22 protein-coding genes are annotated in these 20,988 nt (G+C 62.9%); 13 read left to right on the top strand and 9 right to left on the bottom strand.

The window, feature by feature from the left end:
• Nucleotides 1-201 precede the first annotated feature (201 nt).
• Both typA and QRN59_RS01045 read left to right on the top strand, forming a co-directional pair.
• Nucleotides 202-2,130, top strand: a complete 1,929-nt coding sequence (gene typA, locus QRN59_RS01050; protein ID WP_284980702.1) for a translational GTPase TypA — start codon at nucleotides 202-204, stop codon at nucleotides 2,128-2,130.
• 35 nt (nucleotides 2,131-2,165) lie between these two features.
• Nucleotides 2,166-2,546 carry a hypothetical protein gene (locus tag QRN59_RS01045; protein ID WP_284980701.1) on the top strand — a complete coding sequence of 127 codons (381 nt, stop codon included), beginning with the start codon at nucleotides 2,166-2,168 and terminating at the stop codon, nucleotides 2,544-2,546.
• Nucleotide 2,547: 1 nt separating this feature from the next.
• Here QRN59_RS01045 and QRN59_RS01040 read toward each other — a convergent pair whose 3' ends face one another.
• Nucleotides 2,548-3,054: a helix-turn-helix domain-containing protein gene (locus QRN59_RS01040; RefSeq protein ID WP_284980700.1), complete on the bottom strand. Its 507-nt coding sequence runs from the start codon at nucleotides 3,052-3,054 to the stop codon at nucleotides 2,548-2,550.
• A gap of 24 nt (nucleotides 3,055-3,078) precedes the next feature.
• On the opposite strand from QRN59_RS01040, the gene QRN59_RS01035 reads away from it, so the two are divergent.
• The gene (locus QRN59_RS01035) at nucleotides 3,079-4,416 is read left to right on the top strand and encodes an MFS transporter (RefSeq protein WP_284980699.1); all 1,338 of its coding nucleotides are present in this window, start codon (nucleotides 3,079-3,081) and stop codon (nucleotides 4,414-4,416) included.
• Nucleotides 4,417-4,618: 202 nt separating this feature from the next.
• Complete coding sequence (locus QRN59_RS01030; RefSeq protein WP_284980698.1) at nucleotides 4,619-5,428, top strand: type IV toxin-antitoxin system AbiEi family antitoxin domain-containing protein; 810 nt, start codon at nucleotides 4,619-4,621, stop codon at nucleotides 5,426-5,428.
• 238 nt (nucleotides 5,429-5,666) lie between these two features.
• On the opposite strand, the gene QRN59_RS01025 is transcribed toward QRN59_RS01030, so the two are convergent.
• Complete coding sequence (locus tag QRN59_RS01025; protein WP_350225207.1) at nucleotides 5,667-5,909, bottom strand: putative acetyltransferase; 243 nt, start codon at nucleotides 5,907-5,909, stop codon at nucleotides 5,667-5,669.
• A gap of 136 nt (nucleotides 5,910-6,045) precedes the next feature.
• Here QRN59_RS01025 and fdxA point away from each other — a divergent pair, with 136 nt between their 5' ends.
• The 3 genes from fdxA (at nucleotide 6,046) to QRN59_RS01010 (ending at nucleotide 9,050) form a co-directional block, all read left to right on the top strand.
• The gene (gene fdxA, locus QRN59_RS01020) at nucleotides 6,046-6,372 is read left to right on the top strand and encodes a ferredoxin (RefSeq protein ID WP_018776555.1); all 327 of its coding nucleotides are present in this window, start codon (nucleotides 6,046-6,048) and stop codon (nucleotides 6,370-6,372) included.
• A gap of 15 nt (nucleotides 6,373-6,387) precedes the next feature.
• Entirely contained in the window at nucleotides 6,388-7,536 is a 1,149-nt protein-coding gene (dapC, locus tag QRN59_RS01015) for a succinyldiaminopimelate transaminase (RefSeq protein WP_284980697.1), read from the top strand.
• 230 nt (nucleotides 7,537-7,766) lie between these two features.
• Nucleotides 7,767-9,050, top strand: coding sequence for a citrate synthase (locus tag QRN59_RS01010; RefSeq protein WP_284980696.1), 1,284 nt, complete (start codon nucleotides 7,767-7,769; stop codon nucleotides 9,048-9,050).
• A gap of 67 nt (nucleotides 9,051-9,117) precedes the next feature.
• Here QRN59_RS01010 and galE read toward each other — a convergent pair whose 3' ends face one another.
• A complete protein-coding gene (gene galE, locus QRN59_RS01005; RefSeq protein ID WP_284980695.1) occupies nucleotides 9,118-10,131 on the bottom strand; it encodes a UDP-glucose 4-epimerase GalE in 1,014 nt (337 codons plus the stop codon).
• 114 nt (nucleotides 10,132-10,245) lie between these two features.
• Between galE and QRN59_RS01000 the strand changes: the two genes are divergently transcribed.
• Both QRN59_RS01000 and QRN59_RS00995 read left to right on the top strand, forming a co-directional pair.
• Nucleotides 10,246-10,872 carry a TetR/AcrR family transcriptional regulator gene (locus QRN59_RS01000; RefSeq protein ID WP_284980694.1) on the top strand — a complete coding sequence of 209 codons (627 nt, stop codon included), beginning with the start codon at nucleotides 10,246-10,248 and terminating at the stop codon, nucleotides 10,870-10,872.
• Between the two features lie 63 nt (nucleotides 10,873-10,935).
• Nucleotides 10,936-11,547, top strand: coding sequence for a hypothetical protein (locus QRN59_RS00995; RefSeq protein ID WP_284980693.1), 612 nt, complete (start codon nucleotides 10,936-10,938; stop codon nucleotides 11,545-11,547).
• 41 nt (nucleotides 11,548-11,588) lie between these two features.
• Here the strand turns inward: QRN59_RS00995 and QRN59_RS00990 are convergent, their stop codons facing one another.
• The gene (locus QRN59_RS00990) at nucleotides 11,589-12,431 is read right to left on the bottom strand and encodes a transglycosylase SLT domain-containing protein (RefSeq protein ID WP_284980692.1); all 843 of its coding nucleotides are present in this window, start codon (nucleotides 12,429-12,431) and stop codon (nucleotides 11,589-11,591) included.
• Between the two features lie 11 nt (nucleotides 12,432-12,442).
• Nucleotides 12,443-13,468, bottom strand: a complete 1,026-nt coding sequence (dapD, locus tag QRN59_RS00985) for a 2,3,4,5-tetrahydropyridine-2,6-dicarboxylate N-succinyltransferase (protein WP_284980691.1) — start codon at nucleotides 13,466-13,468, stop codon at nucleotides 12,443-12,445.
• 85 nt (nucleotides 13,469-13,553) lie between these two features.
• Here dapD and dapE point away from each other — a divergent pair, with 85 nt between their 5' ends.
• A complete protein-coding gene (dapE, locus tag QRN59_RS00980; protein ID WP_284980690.1) occupies nucleotides 13,554-14,678 on the top strand; it encodes a succinyl-diaminopimelate desuccinylase in 1,125 nt (374 codons plus the stop codon).
• 105 nt (nucleotides 14,679-14,783) lie between these two features.
• Here the strand turns inward: dapE and QRN59_RS00975 are convergent, their stop codons facing one another.
• The 4 genes from QRN59_RS00975 to QRN59_RS00960 form a co-directional block, all read right to left on the bottom strand.
• Entirely contained in the window at nucleotides 14,784-15,638 is an 855-nt protein-coding gene (locus tag QRN59_RS00975; RefSeq protein ID WP_284980689.1) for an amino acid ABC transporter permease, read from the bottom strand.
• Nucleotides 15,635-16,282, bottom strand: a complete 648-nt coding sequence (locus tag QRN59_RS00970; RefSeq protein ID WP_284980688.1) for an amino acid ABC transporter permease — start codon at nucleotides 16,280-16,282, stop codon at nucleotides 15,635-15,637. Before QRN59_RS00970 ends, QRN59_RS00975 begins: the two co-directional genes overlap by 4 nt.
• 62 nt (nucleotides 16,283-16,344) lie before the next feature.
• On the bottom strand, nucleotides 16,345-17,250 hold the full coding sequence (locus tag QRN59_RS00965) for a glutamate ABC transporter substrate-binding protein (RefSeq protein ID WP_284980687.1): 906 nt from the start codon (nucleotides 17,248-17,250) through the stop codon (nucleotides 16,345-16,347).
• A gap of 50 nt (nucleotides 17,251-17,300) precedes the next feature.
• The gene (locus QRN59_RS00960; RefSeq protein WP_284980686.1) at nucleotides 17,301-18,056 is read right to left on the bottom strand and encodes an amino acid ABC transporter ATP-binding protein; all 756 of its coding nucleotides are present in this window, start codon (nucleotides 18,054-18,056) and stop codon (nucleotides 17,301-17,303) included.
• Between the two features lie 235 nt (nucleotides 18,057-18,291).
• Here QRN59_RS00960 and QRN59_RS00955 point away from each other — a divergent pair, with 235 nt between their 5' ends.
• The 3 genes from QRN59_RS00955 to QRN59_RS00945 are packed head-to-tail and all read left to right on the top strand — an operon-like array spanning nucleotide 18,292 to nucleotide 20,772.
• Entirely contained in the window at nucleotides 18,292-19,092 is an 801-nt protein-coding gene (locus QRN59_RS00955) for an LOG family protein (protein ID WP_059387487.1), read from the top strand.
• A gap of 37 nt (nucleotides 19,093-19,129) precedes the next feature.
• On the top strand, nucleotides 19,130-19,465 hold the full coding sequence (locus QRN59_RS00950; RefSeq protein WP_284980684.1) for a DivIVA domain-containing protein: 336 nt from the start codon (nucleotides 19,130-19,132) through the stop codon (nucleotides 19,463-19,465).
• 35 nt (nucleotides 19,466-19,500) lie between these two features.
• Nucleotides 19,501-20,772: a putative hexosyltransferase gene (locus tag QRN59_RS00945; RefSeq protein WP_284980829.1), complete on the top strand. Its 1,272-nt coding sequence runs from the start codon at nucleotides 19,501-19,503 to the stop codon at nucleotides 20,770-20,772.
• Nucleotides 20,773-20,988: the final 216 nt, after the last annotated feature.

Here is a 20,988-nt window from a genome sequence, read left to right as displayed (position 1 = left end):
CCGGCTTGTCCCGGATCCCGCGGCCGATTGTGATGAAGGGCACAATTCGGCAGCCTTGGGGGTGATTTTTAGGCCAATAAATACCACAGCGTTTAGACTCTATGAAGGTGCCCTGTGTCAAAGGGTCTAATCCGTCGTGCGTTCCGGTTGGAAATGTCGCGATACAACAGCTGACTTCACCACTGAATCGAGCCATTACGCATGTCTGAAACCACCACCAACACCGCCGCGGCCACTGCATCGCGCAGTGATCTGCGCAACGTCGCGATTGTGGCCCACGTTGACCACGGCAAGACCACCCTGGTCGACGCCATGCTCAAGCAGACCAACTCCTTCGCCGAGCACAACCACCTGGAAGACCGCGTCATGGACTCCGGTGACCTGGAGCGCGAAAAGGGCATCACCATCCTCGCCAAGAACACCACGGTTGCCTACAACGGCCCGTCGTCCAATGGCGAGACCATCACCATCAACGTGATCGACACCCCCGGCCACGCTGACTTCGGTGGCGAGGTGGAGCGCGGCCTGTCCATGGTGGACGGCGTGGTTCTCCTGGTCGACGCTTCCGAAGGTCCGCTGCCGCAGACCCGCTTCGTGCTCCGCAAGGCCCTTGCCGCGCACCTGCCCGTCATCCTGCTGGTCAACAAGACCGACCGCCCCGACGCCCGCATCGAAGAGGTTGTCCACGAGTCCATGGACCTGCTCCTTGGCCTGGCCTCCGACCTCGCGGACGAGGTTCCGGACCTGGACCTGGACAAGATCCTGGAAGTACCCGTGGTCTACGCCGCAGCCAAGGTCGGCCGCGCCTCCCTGGACCAGCCGGCTGACGGCTCGGCACCGGACAACGAGGATCTCGAACCTCTCTTCAAGACGATCATCGAGCACATCCCGGCGCCGACCTACAACCCGAACGGTGTCCTGCAGGCGCACGTCACCAACCTGGACGCTTCCCCGTTCCTCGGCCGCCTCGCACTCCTGCGCATCTACAACGGCACCCTCCGCAAGGGCCAGACCGTCGCTTGGGCGCGCGCCAACGGCGAACTGAAGAACGTCAAGATCACCGAGCTCCTGGCCACCAAAGCCCTCGACCGCGTTCCGACCGACTCGGCCGGCCCCGGCGAGATCGTGGCTGTTGCCGGTATCGAGGAAATCACCATCGGTGAGACCCTGACCGACGCCGAGAACCCGCAGCCGCTGCCGCTCATCACGGTGGATGACCCCGCGATCTCTATGACCATCGGTATCAACACCTCCCCGCTGGCCGGCAAGGTCAAGGGCGCCAAGGTTACCGCCCGCCAGGTGAAGGATCGCCTGGACAAGGAACTGATCGGTAACGTCTCGATCAAGGTTCTGCCCACCGAGCGTCCGGATGCCTGGGAAGTCCAAGGCCGTGGCGAGCTTGCGCTGGCCATCCTCGTGGAGCAGATGCGACGTGAAGGCTTCGAACTGACTGTCGGCAAGCCGCAGGTTGTCACCCGGACCATCGACGGCAAGATCCACGAGCCGATGGAACACATGACCATCGACGTTCCCGAAGAGTACCTCGGTGCGGTCACGCAGCTCATGGCCGCCCGCAAGGGCCGCATGACCAACATGGCCAACCACGGCACGGGCTGGTGCCGCATGGAATTCATCGTTCCGGCACGTGGCCTCATCGGCTTCCGCACCAAGTTCCTCACGGACACCCGTGGCGCCGGCATCGCCTCCTCGATCTCCGAAGGCTACGAGCCGTGGGCGGGCCCCATCGAATACCGCACCAACGGTTCGATGGTTGCCGACCGCGCCGGCGTCGTCACCCCCTTCGCCATGATCAACCTGCAGGAACGCGGCTCCTTCTTCGTGAAGCCCACGTCCGAGGTCTACGAGGGCATGATCGTCGGGGAGAACTCCCGCGCCGACGACATGGACGTCAACATCACCAAGGAAAAGAAGCTCACCAACATGCGTGCCGCTTCCTCCGACACCTTCGAGAACCTGACGCCGCCGCGCGACCTCACCCTCGAAGAGTCCCTCGAATTCGCCCGCGAAGACGAGTGCGTTGAGGTGACCCCGGAATCCATCCGTATCCGCAAGCTGATCCTGGACGCCAACGAGCGCGCCAAAGCTACCCGCGCCCGCGCCAAGGTCTGATGCTGCACTGACTGCGTACTGAACGGACTGACGCATTGAATAAGGGAGCCACCGGAACAGCACGCGGCATTGCCGCGGCTGTTCCGGTGGCTCTTTTTGCTGCCCTTGGAGGCACCGCACTGCACCGACAGACGCTCCTCCTTGCCGGCGTCGACGTCTATTGGGGCACCGTAGCGGCATTGCTCCTGGTTGCATCGCTCCAGCTCCTGCTGGGTGCGTGGTCGCGGTCTTTGCTCCCGACGGCGGTAGTGGGCATTGTTTGTTACGCGACCGTTGGCCTGCTGTCCATGGGTGGAACGGGCAAGCAGCTGATCGTCGCGGATGTGCCCGGAAATGTGTGGGTCTACGGGAGTGCGGGCATCACTTTTGTGATGCTCTTGTGGTGCCGGCGCTACACGCGTCCATCCCGCGGTTAGCTTAGTCTGCGCTCGGGTCCCGGTGGTGGGCGATCAAGAGCGAGGTGGCCTCGCCGTCGTCGTCTGCCGGAAGGCGCATGTATTCTTCGACGACCGCCCGCAGCTTGCCCATCATTTCCTGCTGCCGTGCGGCGTTGAACTTCACGCCAAGCCGCCAGACGTCGATGTCCTCTGGTGCGAGCCCGCGGGTTTCCTGGACGAATGTTTCGATCAGGACCGGGGAAATGTCGTTCACGGGAGTGCTCCACGAGGTGCGGGTTGCGATGTACGGCACTTCCTTGGCGCCCCTCTTTCCCTTCCGACCTTCCTGCGGCACGAGAAAACCGGTGCGCACCAGGGTCCGGACATGGTGCAGGCTCGACGCCGGGTTGATGTCCAACAGCCCGGCAATCTCCTTGTTGGTGCGCGCGTGGTGCAGGCACAGCCGGAGAATCCTCAGGCGCAGGGGCGAGCTCAAGGCGCGGCCCTTGGCCACCAGGTCACTGTCCTCCCGCTCGTGTTCCGTCATGGTGGCCAGTGTAGCCATCCCAGAGTGATTGACATATACCAATCACTGCAGGAAACTGGGCGGGTGAATGCCGGGACCACTGACGATGCTCTGCAAGCTGACACAGCCCAGCACGCCGCCTCGCTCTGGCGGGACCGGAACTTTATTACCTTCTGGTCGGGGCAGGCCGTCAGCCAGCTCGGGGCGCAGCTGGGGCAATTGGCGTTTCCCGTCCTCGCAGTGACTTTGCTCGGCGCCAGTGAGTTCGAGGTCGGGGCACTCAATGCCGCCGGTCTTGCGGCCTTCCTGCTGATCGGTTTGCCGGCGGGAGCCTGGGTGGACCGCTGGCTCAAGCGTCGCACCATGATTGTGGCGGACCTGGTCCGGACCGCGGCGATGGCGACCGTGCCAATGCTCTGGTGGGCCGGCACCCTGCAGATCTGGCACCTGTATGCCGTAGCCGCCGTCGTCGGGGCCGCAACGGTCTTCTTCGACGTTTCCTATCAGAGCTACGTTCCTGTTCTCGTGGATGCAGCGAAAGTGCCGCAGGCCAACTCCAAGCTGGAAGCCACCTCCCAGATCGCGCGGATCGGGGGTCCCGCGGCGGGCGGTGCGTTGCTGGCGATCGTGTCCGCCCCGGTGTTGTTCATCGGGGAGGCAATGGGGTATCTGCTGTCGGCCGTCTTCCTGCTCAGGACGCGCGATGCGGAACGGCCCGTGCCCTCGAAGGATCGGCAGCCACTGGCAAGCGAAATCAACGAAGGCCTGGTCTTTGTAGTCAGGCATCCGTTGATCAGCAGGATTGTGGCCTGCACTGGCGGGGTCAACTTCTTCACCACGATCGCGTTCACCTTGATGCCTGTACTGGTCCTTCGTGAGCTGGAACTCGGTCCGGAGGGCATGGGCCTCATCATGGCGGTCGGGGCGGTCGGCGGACTCATCGGCGCGGTTGCCGCGCCCAGGTTCGCCGCCCGGATCGGCGAGGGGACCGTTATTCCCGTGGCGTCGATGATTAGTTCGGTCTTCCTTCTCCTGGTTCCGCTGTGCGTGCTTGCCCCCGAACGATGGATGTCCCTGGTGATGCTCATCGTCTCCGAGTTCGGGTTCGCTTTCGGAGTCCTGGTGTACAACATCATGCAGTTGAGCATGAGGCAGCGGGTGTGTCCTCCCCGGCTCCTGGGGCGCATGAATGCCTCCATTCGCTTCGTGGTGTGGGGATTCATGCCGATCGCAGCCCTTGCCTCAGGCCTCCTGGCCGAGAACCTTGGCCTCGTCCCGACGTTGTGGATCGGCTTGGCCGGAAGCGTTGTTTTTGTTGCGCCTGTGCTGTTCTCTCCGCTGTGGGGAATGCGCAGGCTGCCGGACGGGGTGCGCGGGGCCTGACCCTCCTCGGGACATGCCCCTCCTTGGCCCGCAGCACTGGACATAATGGCAACATGCGCATTCCTTGGTCCCAACGTGGCGCATGCTCTGCGGTGACGTGGGCGCACATCCAACGTTTGACCGCATGAATGGACTGGATGTTTTCCACATAGCCAATGTTGGGCCTTACGCACCTACCGCTTTCGCCGGAACGATGGGGCGCATGGTGAACATCAGTGACGTCATTTCAGACTACGACGGCGTGGCGCGGGCTAAGCATCTCGCTGCGGCCGGGGTGTCGCATTTCCAGCTGAAATCCGCCTTGGCGAGCGGGCGGATTCTCCGCGTGGCGCGAGGGGTCTATGCGGTGCCGGGTGCCGATCCCGGCTTGCAGGCCATCCGGTCCCTTCCCGCGGAACCGGCCTGCATCTCCACGGCCGAGCTGTCCGGGTTATGGGTCATGGATGCCCCTCGATTTCCCCACGTGGCGGTCCCGCACAGTCGAAAGTACGAGGGTTTTGTCTGCCATAGATCCGCGGCCCCGCCCACCTTGATGGACTCAGTCGTGCAGGCCCTGCGTTGCTTGCCGGATCTGGATGGCCTGGTCATTGCCGAATCTGCCGTGGCCCTTGGCAGGCTACCGCTCACGGCGATCAGGACGAGGCTCGGCGGGCGGAACGACGCACGTGAGCGGAGGCTCGTGTCGCGGATCGTTCCCCAGTCACAGTCGATTATCGAATGCATCGCCAGGTACCTCCTGCGCGAAGCGGGGTTCCACGTTGAGTCGCAAGTGAACATACCGGGCATGGGTCATCTGGACCTGATGGTCGACGGAAGACTGGGGATTGAAACCGACGGAGCAGGTTTCCACATGGATATGCCGAGCTTCGAAGAGGACCGCCGTCGGTGGAATGTCACCACCCGGTTGGGCGTCCCTACCTTGGTTGTGAGCTATTCGATGGTGAAGAACCGGCCTCGGGAATTTGTGGCGATGGTGCGAGACACTCTGAGGTCTCTCGACCGAGCCGCGTGAGCTTCCGCATAGGCCAACTTTCACCCGTGTCCGAAGGGACATGCCCATCGCTGCTCATCAGGAACGGACATGTCCCTCGCCCGGGCCTGCGCTGCCGCAGGACATGCTCTGCCCTGAGAGCCAAGAATGGGCATATTGGCGCTATGTCCAGTGGTTCGAGCGGGCAGGGGGCATGTCCAGTGGTTCGAGCGGGCAGGGGGCATGTCCAGTGGGTGGGGGCGGGCAGGGGAGCGCGGGATTACTCGCGGGCTGTTCGTGCACCCCGGCGGGGCGGCGGAGGGGGGACCTCCTTTGCCGCCACTACAAGGGCCATCGGGATCTCGACGTCGGACCGCCGGGTACGGATGGTGCACGCACCCTCGGTGACGGAGAGCAGGTAGCCGAGGGCGTCGGTGAAGCCGTTGTCCAGCCGGTATCGGACAACTACCCGTGTTCCGGATACGGTATTGAGCAGGAAATCCTGGGGCCGGGGCAGATTCACCAGTTCATAGTAAGACGCCCGGCTAGGTTGCTGAGTTCCGGCTGGGGGATAATAGGCTCAGAATTCGATGTACCGGCCATACGGTCGGTGGTACTACCCGGAAATTGTCCGGGACAACTGTGGAGAGGCAAGGGACGTGACCTACGTAATCGCGCAGCCGTGTGTGGACGTCAAGGACAAGGCGTGTATTGAAGAATGCCCTGTTGACTGCATCTACGAAGGCGAACGTTCCCTCTATATCCACCCGGATGAGTGCGTGGACTGCGGAGCTTGCGAACCCGTATGCCCGGTGGAAGCCATCTACTACGAGGACGACACCCCGGAGGAATGGGCCGACTACTACAAGGCCAACGTCGAGTTCTTCGATGACCTCGGTTCCCCTGGCGGAGCTGCCAAGATCGGCAACACCGGCAAGGACCACCCCTTCATCGCCGCGCTGCCTCCACAGAACCAAGACCACTAAGAACGGTTGCTTCCTTTGATTTCTGCGGCACCCGCTTTCGGCCTCAACCTGCCCGACTACCCTTGGGAAGCGATGGCGCCGTACGTGGCCAAGGCTTCGGAACACCCGGGCGGGGCAGTCAATCTCTCCATCGGCACCCCTGTGGATCCCACGCCGCAGCTGGTCCGCGAGGCACTTGCCGGGGCAGCCGACGCCCACGGTTACCCAACGGTTCACGGCACGCAGGCTCTTCGCGAGGCCGTGTCCCACTGGTTTGCCAGCCGCCGCGGGGTCCCCGGGATCGATCCGCGGGACGTCCTGCCAACCGTCGGCTCCAAGGAATTGGTGGCCTGGCTGCCGTTCCTGCTGGGACTCAGCGCAGGCGACGTCGTGGTCCGCCCCACTGTGGCTTACCCGACCTACGACATCGGCGCCATGCTCGCAGGGGCTACTGCGATCGCCGCGGACAGCCTGGACGAACTGGTCCCGGCCACCCGCTCCAGGGTCCGGCTCATCTGGATCAATTCCCCGGGCAATCCCACAGGCAGTGTCCGCGACATCGAATCACTCAGGCAGATCGTGGCCCAGGCGCGCGAGATCGGCGCAGTCGTGGCGTCGGACGAATGCTATGCCGAGCTCGGCTGGGGCGAATGGGATGCCCAGCGTGGCGGCGAGGCAGTGCCGAGTGTCCTTGACCCGCGCGTCACGGGAGGGTCAACGGACGGCCTGTTGTGCGTCTACTCCCTCAGCAAGCAGTCGAACCTGGCCGGCTACCGCGCCGCTTTCGTGGCCGGCGACTCGTCGATCGTGGCGAATCTGGTCAACAGCCGCAAGCACGCCGGCATGATCGTGCCGTACCCGGTCCAGGAAGCGATGCGCATCGCGCTCGGCGATGCCGGCCACGTGCTCGCCCAAAAGGATCTCTACCGCGGCCGCCGCGAACGCCTCCTTCCAGCACTGCAGAACTTCGGCCTGGAGATCCACGAGTCCAAAGCAGGCCTGTACTTGTGGTCCACCGCGGGCGAGGCGACGTGGGACACAGTTCAGCGTTTCGCTGACCTGGGGATCGTCGTCGGGCCCGGAGTGTTCTATGGTGACGCCGGGAATGGTTTCATCCGGGTGGCGCTCACGGGCACGGACGAACGCATCGATGCGGCCGTGGAGCGTTTGAACACCGCTCGGTAACAATCCTGTGACTTGCCGCACAGGCCGCGTCATTCCGCCAGTAACCGTAGCTTGTGGATTAGTTTGTCCCGCTTACTGGCGGTAGCTTTTAACTGACTATCAATGGTGGCTTTCTCCACGAAGGCAGTTCGGCCGATGGTGTCTGTACCTGCAGACTCCTGGCTGGAGTCACCAGATGTTGGTTGGATCAAGCTTTCGACCGAGGCCAAGAGCCTCATGAAGGGGACTCCATGACTGAGACCACCAGCGCTACCCTGCGCCATGCCGGCGGAGAGCTCGAGCTCCCGCGGATCAAGGTTGTAGAAGGGAACGAAGGATACGACGTTTCCAAGCTGCTGAAGCAGACGGGCGCCGTCGCCTATGACCCCGGCTTCATGAACACCGCCGCCACCACGTCGGCAATCACCTACATCGACGGCGACGCCGGTATCCTGCGGTACCGCGGCTACCCGATCGAGCAGCTTGCCCAGCACTCCAGCTTCCTGGAAGTTTCCTACCTGCTGATCTACGGCAACCTTCCCACCCCCACCGAGCTGGACGCGTTTGACCAGCGGATCCGCCACCACACGTTGCTCCACGAAGAGCTCAAGGGCTTCTTCGGCGGTTTCCCGCGTGACGCGCACCCGATGCCGGTGCTTTCTTCGGCCGTCTCCGCGCTGTCCACGTTCTACCAGGACTCCTTGGATCCGTTCAACGCGGAGCACGTGGAAGTTTCCACTATCCGCCTTATGGCGAAGCTCCCGGTCATTGCGGCCTACGCCCACAAGAAGTCCATCGGCCAGCCCATGCTGTACCCGGACAACTCCATGAACCTCGTGGAGAACTTCCTGCGCCTGAGCTTCGGCCTGCCGGCAGAGCAGTATGAGCTGGACCCCGTCGTCGTCAAGGCGCTGGACTTGCTGCTCATCCTGCACGCCGACCATGAGCAGAACTGCTCGACGTCGACCGTCCGCCTTGTGGGCTCGTCGAACGCGAACCTGTTCGCTTCCGTTTCCGCAGGCATCAACGCTCTCTTCGGTCCCGCCCACGGTGGGGCCAACGAAGCGGTGCTGAAGATGCTGCGCCAGATCCAGGCCGACGGCGTCAAGCCCGAGGAATACATGGAGAAGGTCAAGAACAAGGAGGACGGCGTCCGCCTCATGGGCTTCGGACACCGGGTCTACAAGAACTACGACCCCCGCGCGAAGATCATCAAGGCGACGGCACACGAGATCCTGGGCAAGCTCGGCGGCAACGACGAGCTCCTGGACATCGCGATGCGCCTCGAAGAGAAGGCCCTGGCCGATGACTACTTCATCCAGCGCAAGCTCTACCCGAACGTCGACTTCTACACCGGCCTGATCTACAAGGCCATGGGCTTCCCCGAGAAGATGTTCACTGTGCTGTTCGCGATCGGCCGACTCCCCGGCTGGATCGCCCAGTGGCGCGAAATGATCAATGATCCCCAGACGAAGATCGGCCGTCCGCGGCAGCTATACACAGGAGAGCCGGAGCGCGACTACCCGGCGATCTAACTCAACGCGGGGTCACTTACGGTCCGTCCCAAGGGACATTATCGGCCGTAAGTGACCCCGCGTTGCTTTAAGAGCTGTAGCCGAGCGGGTTGTTCTTCTGCCAGCGCCAGTGGTCTTCGCACATTTGGTCCACGGTCTTCGTGGTGGACCAGCTCAGGTCCGCCAAGGCTGAGGAGGCATCGGCCCAGAACGCGGGCAGGTCTCCGGCGCGGCGTCCCGTGATCTCGTATGGCAGCGGGTGGCCCACGGCCTGTTCGAAGGCGTGGAGCATCTCCAGAACGGACGTGCCCTTCCCGGAGCCGAGGTTCCAGCGGTGCACCCCGGGGCGCTCCGCAACGTAGTCCAGGGCGGCGACGTGGCCATCGGCGAGGTCGACGACGTGGATGTAGTCCCGCAGGCAGGTGCCGTCCGGGGTGTCGTAGTCTCCGCCGAAGACCATGAGCTTTTCGCGGCGGCCGACGGCAACCTGGGCGATGTACGGAACCAGGTTGTTCGGGATGCCCTGCGGGTCCTCGCCGATCCTGCCCGAGGGGTGTGCGCCCACCGGGTTGAAGTAGCGCAACAAGGCGATGTGCCAGCGCTCGTCCGCGGCGCCGAGGTCCGTGAGGATGTCCTCGATCTGCTCCTTGGTGCGGCCGTAGGGGTTGTTCGCCCCGATCTCCATCTTCTCGATGTAGGGGATGGGGTTGTGCTCGCCGTACACCGTTGCCGAGGAACTGAACACGATCGAGCGGACCCCGTGCTTGTCCATGGCGCGGAGCAGGTTCAACGTCCCCACGATGTTGTTGTAGTAGTAGTTCAGGGGTTCCTGCACGGATTCGCCAACCGCCTTGAGCCCGGCGAAGTGGATGACGGCGTCGATGCTGTGCTGGTCGAACACAGCCTCAAGGGCGGCCTCGTCCACCAGATCCACTTTATGGAACGCCGCTGTTTTTCCCGCCAGTTCACCAACGCGGCGCAGGGATTCTTCGCTTGAGTTCACGAGATTGTCCACCACGACTACTTCGTGTCCGGTTTCCAGCAGGGACAGGACAGTGTGCGATCCGATGTAGCCGGTGCCACCTGTGACAAGAATTCTCATGCAAGCAACGCTAGCCGAACTTGGCGTGGCTCGCGCAGTGTTGCGTAGGCCACAGTCCCGCGGTTCGCGTGCGCCGGACGGCACGGTTCAAGCACGTTCGTGCTAAAAAGATTTGTGCCCAAGATTGTTGATGCCGAAGCCCGGCGCCAGGAAGTAGTCGAAGCCGTCTTCAGGATCATTGCCTCGGATGGCCTTGAGCGTGCCTCCTTGCGGGAGGTGGCCGACGAAGCCGGACTTGCCGTTGGCTCCGTCCGGCACTACTTTGCCAGCAGCGATGAACTGCTGGTCCATTCCTTTGCGGTGGTCGTCGACAGGATTGCCGGGCGGCTTGAGGAAGCGTTCGCCGTCGTCGAATCCTTGGAGACGGGCTCGACGGAACACGACGCCGCCGTGTTAACCCTGCTGGGTCAATTCCTTCCGCTCGACGAGGAACTGGCCGTCGACGCCTGCGTCTGGATGGCATTCCGGCACGCGGCCCGGATCCGGCCCGTACTCGAACAAGTTGCCGCACGCAGTCACCGAGCCGTGGCCGCCGTGGTCGGCCGCTTGGTGATGCAGCTGATGCCCGACGGCGGATCCGTCCAGGAGCGTCTGGTGACCGAGGCCGAGCGACTCCTGGCGACCCTCGACGGACTGTGCATGCATGCCCTGCTGCAGCCTGAGTGGATGACAGCCGAGGTCTGCCGCGACGTTCTGACCGCGCATCTGGACACTCTTGTTGCACTCCCGTCCAACCGTTAACGTCAAGGCTCATCGGGAATAGACTGGAACTCTGAGCGGGCACCTGCCAAGGGAGGCAATCGGATGCATGACACAGGCGGTCAGGGGTGGCGGATCACAATGGACACCTCCGGGCCGATGCTCATTGCCCTGTATCTGAGAGACGTTGCTGGATTGGACGGAGCTGGTACGCCGACGTTGTCGCACGCCACACCCAAAGTCAGACAGGCGGACCACACGCACCTCACCGCCGAGGTAGGCGGGGTGCCGGCCCTGAAGACAGAGTGGGAGGCCTGGTGGGAGCAGCTGTTGAGGGCATATCCGGATGCCGCTCCGGAGCTTTCACCCCCGGGATTCAGTGCCTTCGGCAACTCGCCCGCCCTCCGGCGGGTTCTGCAGGCCCACTTCGGGGCCGCCCTTACATGGGCCCGTGAACGTCTTGAAGAGTACGAAAAGCTGGAAGCTGAACGCGAAGCGAGCGGCGCCACGTTGCTTCTGGGGGACATGGTGGAGGACCGGCTGCTCGAAGTCGGACGGAGCTCCCGGGACTTCCAGTTGACCATCATCGAACTGCCGCTCAACGAGCCACGGGCCTGGTACCTTGAGCCGGACAAAATGATCATGAGCCACAGGCTCTTGTCCGAGCCGGAGATATTCCGCAGCTACGTCCAGCCGGTGGTTGAACTACTGGTCTGACGCCCGCGGCCTGCCGCCCGCGGTGTGGCCCCTGCCAGGCTTTACGTCTTCGGAGCTGAAACCGTGATGGTCACGGTTCCCGATGCTGCCGCTGAATCTTGCCAGCCCTTGTGGTCCTGCCGGTTCCAGCTGGCTCCGGCCACGTCCACCTGCGTCACGGAGAGGTCCTTGGCATTAGCCACTGCCCATTGGGCCACAGCCCACGCCTGCGCACCGGTAATGTTCAACTGGACCCTGCGGCCCTGTGCCACGGCCGGCAGGGCGCCGAACGCCGTCGTCATGGCCGCCACAGCGGCGCTCGGGTCACCGGAAGTGTCCGCGGCGCGGAGCGTGCAGTCCAGGGCCTTTTCGGAATGTCCCGTCAGCGCCGACGCATACGCCCGGCCCATCGCTTCCTGCTGCGCGTATGCCTGGGGGTACGCGGAATGCTGGACCGCTTGCGCCGCATCAGTGATCGCCATGGTTTCGTAGCCGGGCACTTTCACCAAGTGGTCATAGAAGGCATTTGTCGCGTAGACAGGGTCCATGACTTCGGCCTCGGTGCCCCACCCTTGGGAGGGGCGCTGCTGGAATAGTCCCCTCGAGTCGGGACCCACCTCGTCACCGTGGCCGATGTTGCGAAGCTTGGATTCCTGCATGGCGGTGGCCACAGCGATCGTGGCCGCGCGCGGAGGCAGCCCCCGCTGCACCGCAATGGCGGTGATGAGGGCGGCATTCGCGGCTTGGTCCGTCGCCAATTCGTATGAGTCCGAGCCGACGACGGCGACGCAGCGCTCCGTAACCAAGGTTTCGGAGCGCTGCAGCACAGTCACCACGGCATAGATGGCACCAGCCACCAAGGCAAGAGCCAGTAACAAGATGATGGTGCGTCGGAGACGGCGCATCCAGATATCAGCTAGTTGGCGTGGAGGGCTTCGTTGAGTTCCACCGTCTGGCCCTTGCGGGGGAGTACCTCGACTTCACCAGTGGTCGAGTTGCGGCGGAACAACAGGTTCGGCACGCCGGAGAGCTCAACAGCCTTGATGATGCTGCTCGTGTCCTCGCCGTTGGCGTCCTTCGGGCCGGGGATGCGCACGCGGGTTCCAGCCGTGACATAGAGGCCGGCTTCAACCACGGAGTCATCGCCGATGCTGATGCCCACGCCGGAGTTGGCGCCCAGGAGCACGCGTTCACCCAGGGAGATCTTTTCCTTGCCGCCACCGGAGAGGGTTCCCATGATGGAGGCGCCGCCACCGACGTCGGTGCCGTCACCGGCAACAACGCCTGCCGAGATGCGGCCTTCCACCATGGAGGTGCCGAGCGTGCCGGCGTTGAAGTTCACGAAGCCCTCGTGCATGACCGTGGTGCCTTCGGAGAGGTAGGCGCCCAGGCGGACCCGGTCGGCGTCGGCGATCCTGACGCCGGTGGGAATGACGTAGTCCACCATGCGGGGGAACTTGTCCACTCCGTAGACCGTGACGGCGCCGCGCTTTCGCAGGCGGGCACGGGTCACTTCGAAGCCGTCCACCGCGGCCGGACCGAAGTTCGTCCACACAACGTTGGGGAGCTTGCCGAAGATGCCATCCAGGTTGATGCTGTTGGGCTTGACCAAGCGGTGCGAAAGCAAGTGGAGGCGCAGGTAGGCGTCAACGGTGTCCGCGGGGGCCTCGTCGAGGTTGATCTGGGCGAAGACCACCTTCTGTTCGGTCCGGCGGTCGGCGTCGTGGCTTTCGGCCGCGAGTGCGGTCAGCGACTCGTCGGCGTGCTCCACGGCCCGTAGGGATGCGGCCGCTTCGCCCAGTGCCGGCGCCGGAAACCATACGTCCAGCACTGTCGCTTCTCCGGCGTCGGAGGCGGCGATGGTTGCCAGGCCAAAGCCATAGGCGGAACGATCGTTGTCAGAAGCGCTATCGAGAGCGGCAGAGGCAGCGGTTTCAGTCATGGCGCAAGTCTATCGAGAGCCACTGCTTCCCTTGAAACCGTGTGTGGACCGAAGGGGTCGCAATTGGCTCGGATACAGTGGAGAGGTGACTGTTGAAACTACCCCAATCCTTCTTGACATCAGGCAAGACGTTGCGCTGCTGACCGCCGCGCTGATGGACATCAACAGCGTGTCCGGCAACGAAGCCGCGCTTGCAGACGCCGTTGAATCCGCCCTCCGGACAATCCCGGGCCTGCAGCTTGTGCGGGATGGCGACGCCATCATTGCCCGGACCGAGCTGGGACGCCCGGAGCGGGTGATCCTGGCCGGCCACCTCGATACTGTGCCGTTGCCCACGGTGGAAGGTTCGCTCGGCACTGTGCCCGCCACATGGGAGTCCGGTGTCCCCGGGACGGGAAACTTGTATGGACGCGGAGCCACTGACATGAAGGGCGGGGTCGCGGTGCAGCTTGCGCTCGCCGCAACAATGTTCGACGGCGGCGCCGAGCCAGGCAAAGACGTCACCTTCGTCTTCTACGACCATGAGGAAGTTGAAGCGGTCAAGAGCGGCCTCGGCCGGTTGGTCCGGAACCATGGCGATCTCCTGGAGGGGGACTTCGCGATCCTGCTCGAACCCACCGACGGCACGGTGGAAGGCGGCTGCAACGGCACGAGCCGCTTCGAGGCCACCACAACCGGCGAAGCGGCGCACTCCGCCCGGGCATGGATGGGCAGCAACGCCATCCACGCTGCCGCGCCCATCCTGAGCCGCCTGGCAGCCTACGAACCGCGCACAGTCAACGTGGACGGGCTGGACTACCGGGAAAGCCTCAATGCCGTGAAGATCAACGGCGGCACCGCGGGCAACGTGATCCCGGACCGCTGCGTCGTGGAGATCAACTACCGCTTCGCGCCGGACAAGACCCCGGACCAGGCCGAAGCCCATGTCCGCGAACTACTGGAGGGCTTCGACGTCGTCCGCACCGACGCCGCCGCTGGAGCGCGGCCCGGCCTCAACCACCCGGCCGCCGCGTCCTTCGTTGCTGCCGTCGGAGCCGAGCCCAAACCCAAATACGGTTGGACCGACGTCGCGCGCTTCAGCGAGCTGGGCGTTCCGGCGGTCAACTTCGGGCCGGGCGATCCGCTTCTGGCGCACAAAGACAACGAACACGTCGACGCCGACGCCATCCGTGAGTGCCTCCGTGCACTGCGGTCGTGGCTGGCTGACTAGGTATTGAGACGTCCCTCTTGCTTCAAATCGTGGGTGTGGCCTGTGGGCTTGGTTCCGGAACCAAGCCCACAGGCCACACCCACGATGTCGGGAAGTCGGTGCTATTCAGCCCTCGATTGCCACAATTTCCGACTTGACCACCTTCGCCACTTTGACGTTGCGGCGCATCCGGCTTTCAAGCCATTTGGCGATTCCAGCCAGGATCAGGCACATTCCGACGTACAGGACACCGGCGATGATCGCGGAAGGAATGATGGGCGAACCGTACTGGGCCTGACTTCCGAAGTACTTCGCTTGGAAGAGGATCTCGTTGTAGGTCACGATGAAGCCCAATGCGGTGTCCTTGAGGATGACCACGAGCTGGGAGATGATCACCGGGAGCATTGAGCGGACTGCCTGCGGAAGCAGGATGTTTGTCATGACCGCGCTCTTCGGCAATCCGATGGCATAGCCAGCCTCGCTCTGGCCGCGGGGGAGCGATTCGATGCCGGCACGGAAGACTTCAGCGAGCACTGATCCGTTGTAGAGGACCAGGCCTGCAACGACTGCCGTGAAGGGCGTGATCCCCTGGACGCCGAGCGGAGGAAGCCCGTAGTAGAAGATCATCATGAGGATCAGCAAAGGAATGGCACGGAAGAGTTCCGTGAACCCATAGCAGGGCAAGCTGATCCACTTACGGTCGGACAGCCTGCCGAAGGCCAGGAAGACACCCAGCACCAGGCTGAACACGGCCGCCGTGGCAAACGCGGAAAGCGTGGCACCCACCGATTGGATGATGGTCTGCTGAACCAGCGGGAACGTGAACAAGTGCCATTTCTTCTCATCGAACTGGCCGCTTTGGGCGAAGCGAAGGACGATGAATCCGACGATGGCGATAATGACCAAAGCGGTCACGACGCCGAGAATCCGGTAGCGTGCGCGGGCCTTTGGGCCCGGCGCGTCAAAAAGGACCGAGCTCATCGGGCCACCTTCCATTTCTTTTCAAGCTTCCGCTGGACAAAGGAAAGAATGAAAACGATCAGAACGAAGATGAGTGCGACCCAGAGCAGCCCGGCCATGGCAGGCTCACCGCGCTCGGAAAGATTCGATCGGATGGCTCCCGCTTCGGCGACCGAGAAGCCCGCAGCCACGGTGGTGTTCTTGAGCAATGCAATGAACACGCTGAACATGGGCGGGATGACGGCGCGGAAAGCCTGGGGGAGGATCACCAGCGTCAGGGTTTGCGTAAACGGCAAGCCGATGGCCCGCGCGGCCTCGGCCTGACCGACAGGCACCGTGTTGATGCCGGAGCGCACAGCCTCCGCCACATAAGTGGCGGTGTACAGGCTCAGGCCGACGGTTGCGGCGGTCATGAAATCAATTTCCACGAGGCCGAGCTTCGGGTAGCCCAAGGCAAAAAAGAACAAGACCAACGTCAACGGGGTGTTGCGCACAACGTTGATATACAACGTGGCCGCGGCGCGCATCGCAGGGATCGGAGAAACACGCAGCGCCGCCACGATGGTGCCCAGGATCAGCGCAAAGATGCCTGCAACGATGAAAAGTATGAGGGTGTTCCGGAACCCTGTGATGAAAAGGTCCGAATTATTCAGCAGCGTATTCACAGAATGGTCGCTTTCAGCCGATATTCGAGGGGGCGGACAATGGCCGCCCCCTCGACATGGGTTTAGTAGTTGTCCACTGCGGGCTGGGTGACCTTGGTGCCGGACTGTCCCAGCGTGGAGTCGTAGATCTTCTGCCACACGGAGCCGCCATCGGTGAACATCTTGTTCACGAACTTGCGGAAGGCGGTGTCGCCCTTCTTCAAGCCCACACCATACTTCTCAACGGTGAACGGCTGGCCGACGACCTTGAGGTTATCGGTGTCCTGGGAGGCATAGCCGATCAGGATTGCCTGGTCAGTAGTCACAGCATCGACCTGGCCACTCTTGAGCGCCTCGACACACTGCGAGTACGTGTCGAACTCGGTGGTCTTGGTGCCTGGGAAGTTTGCCTTGATGTTCTGGATGGGAGTTGAGCCCGTGGCTGAACAGACGTTCTTGCCGGACAGGTCCTTCTCGCTGTTGATCGTCGTGTTGTCCTTCTTGACCAACAGGCCTTGACCTGTCACGAAGTAGGGACCGGCGAAATCAATCAGTTGCTTGCGCTTGTCAGTAATGGAGTATGTGCCGACGTAGTAGTCGATGTCGCCGTTCGTGATGGCGGACTCGCGGTTGGCCGAAGGAATTGGCTTGTACTCGATCTTGTCCTTGGAGAAACCGAGCGATGCCGCAATCCACTGGGCAATCTGGATGTCAAAACCGCTGTACTCGCCGGTCGCGGCGTCCTTGAAGCCCAGGCCAGGCTGGTCCTGTTTGACGCCGATCCTGATTTTTCCGTTCGATTTAATCGTGTCGAACGTTGGGCTGCCCGTAACGGACACGTTCTGGGCCACCGTGAACGGCGCGGACTCGCTGCTTGGCGCAGTGGTGGAACCCCCACCCCCACCGCCACCGCATGCGCTCAGGGAAAGAGCGAGCGCCGCGCTTGCAGCGACCAGGAGGGTTGTCCTCCGGGTGATAAAAGCCTTCATGATATTCCTTTCATTGTGCGGCCACCCCCGCGGCCTGGGTGCGGTGAGTGTCAGTGAGTCAGGAGTTTGGAGAGGAAATCCTTGGCACGGTTGCTCTTGGGATTAGTGAAGAATTCCTCTGGCTTGGCGTCTTCCACAATCTGGCCGTCGGCCATGAAGACAACGCGGTCGGCAGCTTTGCGCGCAAAGCCCATCTCGTGGGTGACCACGATCATGGTCATGCCTTCCTTGGCCAGCTGGACCATGACGTCCAGGACCTCGTTGATCATTTCCGGATCAAGTGCCGAGGTCGGCTCGTCGAACAGCATGACCTTCGGCTTCATGGCGAGAGCCCGGGCAATTGCCACGCGCTGTTGTTGGCCACCGGACAGCTGTGCTGGCATCTTGGGTGCCTGTTGCCCGACGCCAACCCGCTCCAACAACGCCATGGCGTCTTTGTCCGCGGTTGCTTTGTCCAGTTTCTTGACCTTGATCGGTCCCAGCGTGACGTTCTCGAGGATCGTCTTGTGGGCGAAAAGGTTGAAGGATTGGAAGACCATCCCGACGTCGGCCCGGAGGAGGGCAAGTTCCTTGCCTTCCTCGGGCAGCTTCTTGCCATCGATCGAAATCTCGCCTGTATCGATGGTCTCCAAGCGGTTGATGGCCCGGCACAGCGTGGACTTGCCCGAGCCCGACGGCCCGATGACAACCACAACCTCACCCTTTTTCACCTGGAGGTTGATGTCCTTCAGGACATGCAGTTGACCAAAGTGCTTGTTAACGCCATTCAGAGAGACGAGGGCATCGCTGGCGGCTTGAATAGTCATGGGACGAATCTAGCGAAGAAATGATTCAAGATGAGCCAGCTCACAGCAACTTCCGCAGATCGTGATTCAACAGATACCTGCTTTGCAGGTATCTGACAGCAAATGGTGGGCAGGACACCCAACACCCCAAACAACAGGGCCACGCCGGAACGGCAGCAGCCGCCATCCGCGCTAGCCTAGGTCAATGAGTACCAGCCAGCCCCAAGTTCCTAGTCCAGACGCCAATGGCAAGGCGATGAGCAACGGATCGGCAGCGTCAGCTCCGGCCGTAGCCGCAGAGCCGCCCGCCAAGCACAAAGGACCCTTGGAGCTTCGGCGCAAACAGGCCGCCATGCCGATGTCGGACCAGCGACTCCTGGACACGAGGGGAGCCGACCACTTCATTCACACCGACCCGTGGCGGGTCCTGCGGATCCAGAGCGAATTCGTTGAAGGATTCGGTGCGCTCGCTGAGCTCGGCCCCGCTGTCAGTGTCTTTGGTTCGGCCCGCACCAAGCCGGGCACCGGCTATTACGACATGGGCGTGCAGGTCGGCCGCCACCTGGCCGAAGCCGGCGTCGCCGTAATCACAGGCGGTGGCCCGGGATCCATGGAAGCCGCCAACAGGGGAGCGGTCGAAGGCAACGGCGTTTCCGTTGGACTGGGAATCGAGCTGCCCTTCGAACAAGGCCTGAACCGCTGGGTGGATCTTGGCATCAACTTCAGGTACTTCTTCGCCCGAAAGACCATGTTCGTCAAGTACGCGCAAGGGTTCATCGTCCTGCCGGGCGGCCTGGGAACCCTGGACGAACTGTTTGAAGCCATGGTCCTGGTGCAGACCCGCAAGGTGACATCGTTCCCGATCGTCCTTCTGGGGGTCGACTTCTGGAGCCCGATGATCGAATGGATCAAGGGGACCCTGGTGGCGGAAGGCATGGTCTCCGCAAAGGACCTGGACCTTATCCAGCTTGTGGACGATCCCGCGGACGCCGTTCACCGTGTGCTGCACGGAATCCCGCGCCCGCCCTCGACCAACGGCGACCAGCGCCCGGAGTAGCCTTGCCGGCGCTGAGCTCTCAGCTGAGTCTGGCACGATGGTTGTTGTGAGCTTTTTTCTGGTCTTTCTCGCGATTGTCGTCATCGGTGCCGTGTTGTTCCTCGGTGCCGGAATGGCGAGGTCCAGCCGCGACACCGGCGCCGGTTTGGATGAACCCGTTCCGAACCTGCCGCCGGTTCTGTTACCGGCCGGAGCCAAGGCGTCCGACGTCGACCGCGTGCGCTTTGCCCTTGGTCTGAGGGGTTACCGGATGGACCAAGTGGATGAGGTGCTCGATGAACTGCGGGATCAGCTGACCTCCCAAGAGAGGGAAATCGAACGGCTGAAACAGGCCCTTGAAGCAGCCGGGAACCAGGAAGAACCAAAAGAGTGACCCCGTCAGTCGAAACGCGGTCCCCGAAGGGGTCCCTGGCCCGAAGGCTGCGCCGCGTCGGAGCCCACGCCGCGAGTTGGCCGTGGTGGGTCCAGGTCGCCCTTGTTTACATCGCCTCGAGACTTGTCAGCGCTTGTATCTTCATGGCTGCAGCATTGCAGCAAGGCGTCAATCCGTGGTTTCCGCCAGCACCGGACTACTGGAACTTCATCACGATATGGGACGGGCGCTGGTACGCCGAAGCAGCAAACAACGGTTATCCGTCTGTTTTGCCGGTCGATGCGAACGGCGGTGTCGCCGAGAATTCCTGGGCGTTCTATCCGCTCTTCCCTTACCTTGCCAGGGCCCTCGGTGCTCTCACTGGACTGGCGACTCTGCCGGCCCTGACAGTCATTGCCGTGGTGGCCGGGCTCGGGGCGGCCATGGTGGTCTACAAACTGTTCCGGGAATTCGCCGGGCGCAGCACGGCGCTGTGGGCACTGACTTTCTTCTCGATGTTCCCGGTCTCGGCCATCCTGCAGGTCCCCTATGCGGAATCGCTCAATACCTTGCTGCTGGCGGGTTCGCTTCTGCTAGTGGTGCGACGCAAGTATCTCGGCGCGATGCCGGTGGTCTTGCTCATGTGCCTGTCGCGGCCCACAGGCGTGCCCTTCGCGGCCATGGCGGGGCTGCTCCTGCTCCACCACCTGTGGAAGAGGTTCGGTCGCCGCCCAGGGCCGGACGCCGTGCCGACAGACGCCGTGCCGACAGACGCCGTGCCGACAGACGCCGTGCCGACAGACGCCGCACCGACGCTCCGTGACATTGGATCGCTGGCCGCGCTTGTGGTGGTCAGCGTCGCGGGCGCTCTCGCGTGGCCGGCCATTGCCTGGGCGGTCACGAGGGATCCGCTGGCCTACACCAAGACAGAGACTGTTTGGCGCGGGGCCGACCTCATTCCGTTCAAGCCATGGTTCGAGACTGGTCAGATGCTCTTCGGACCAGTGCTCGGTATTCTGGCGCCGTTTGTCTTCGTGGCGCTCTTTGCCCTGCTGATGTTGAGCAAACCAGTCCGGGCCCTGGGCACCGAACTGAGGCTGTGGTGCACGTGCTACATGGGCTACCTTCTGGTCTTCCTGCACCCCCAGACGAGCACGTTCCGGATGCTCTTGCCCTTGTTCCCCCTGGCGCTCAGCGCGGCCTGGTTGTCCCGCTCGAAGGCCTACCGCGGCACCGTGGTGGTCATGTTCTTCCTCCTCCAGATCGTATGGATCGTCTGGCTGTGGGCGTGGGCGCAGTTGCCGGGCGGCGGCGACTACCCGCCGTGATGTCGCGCGTCCTTTCGCCTGTTCAGGCGCGATCGCGGCCCGCCGGGAAAAGTCCATCAATTAGCTACGGGCGGGTAATTACGAGATAATGGACACAAGCAAGGACAAAGGCACTCTCGGGTGCCCGGCGACGACGACTGAACTGCCATGACTGTCGACGCCGTATATTCCACGCGGAGCCAGCCCGGCCGGGTTGGCGGGATTTGGGACAACTGG

Source organism: Arthrobacter sp. efr-133-TYG-118 (assembly GCF_030209755.1).
Lineage (GTDB): Bacteria > Actinomycetota > Actinomycetes > Actinomycetales > Micrococcaceae > Arthrobacter.
This window is presented reverse-complemented; position numbering and strand designations above follow the sequence as displayed.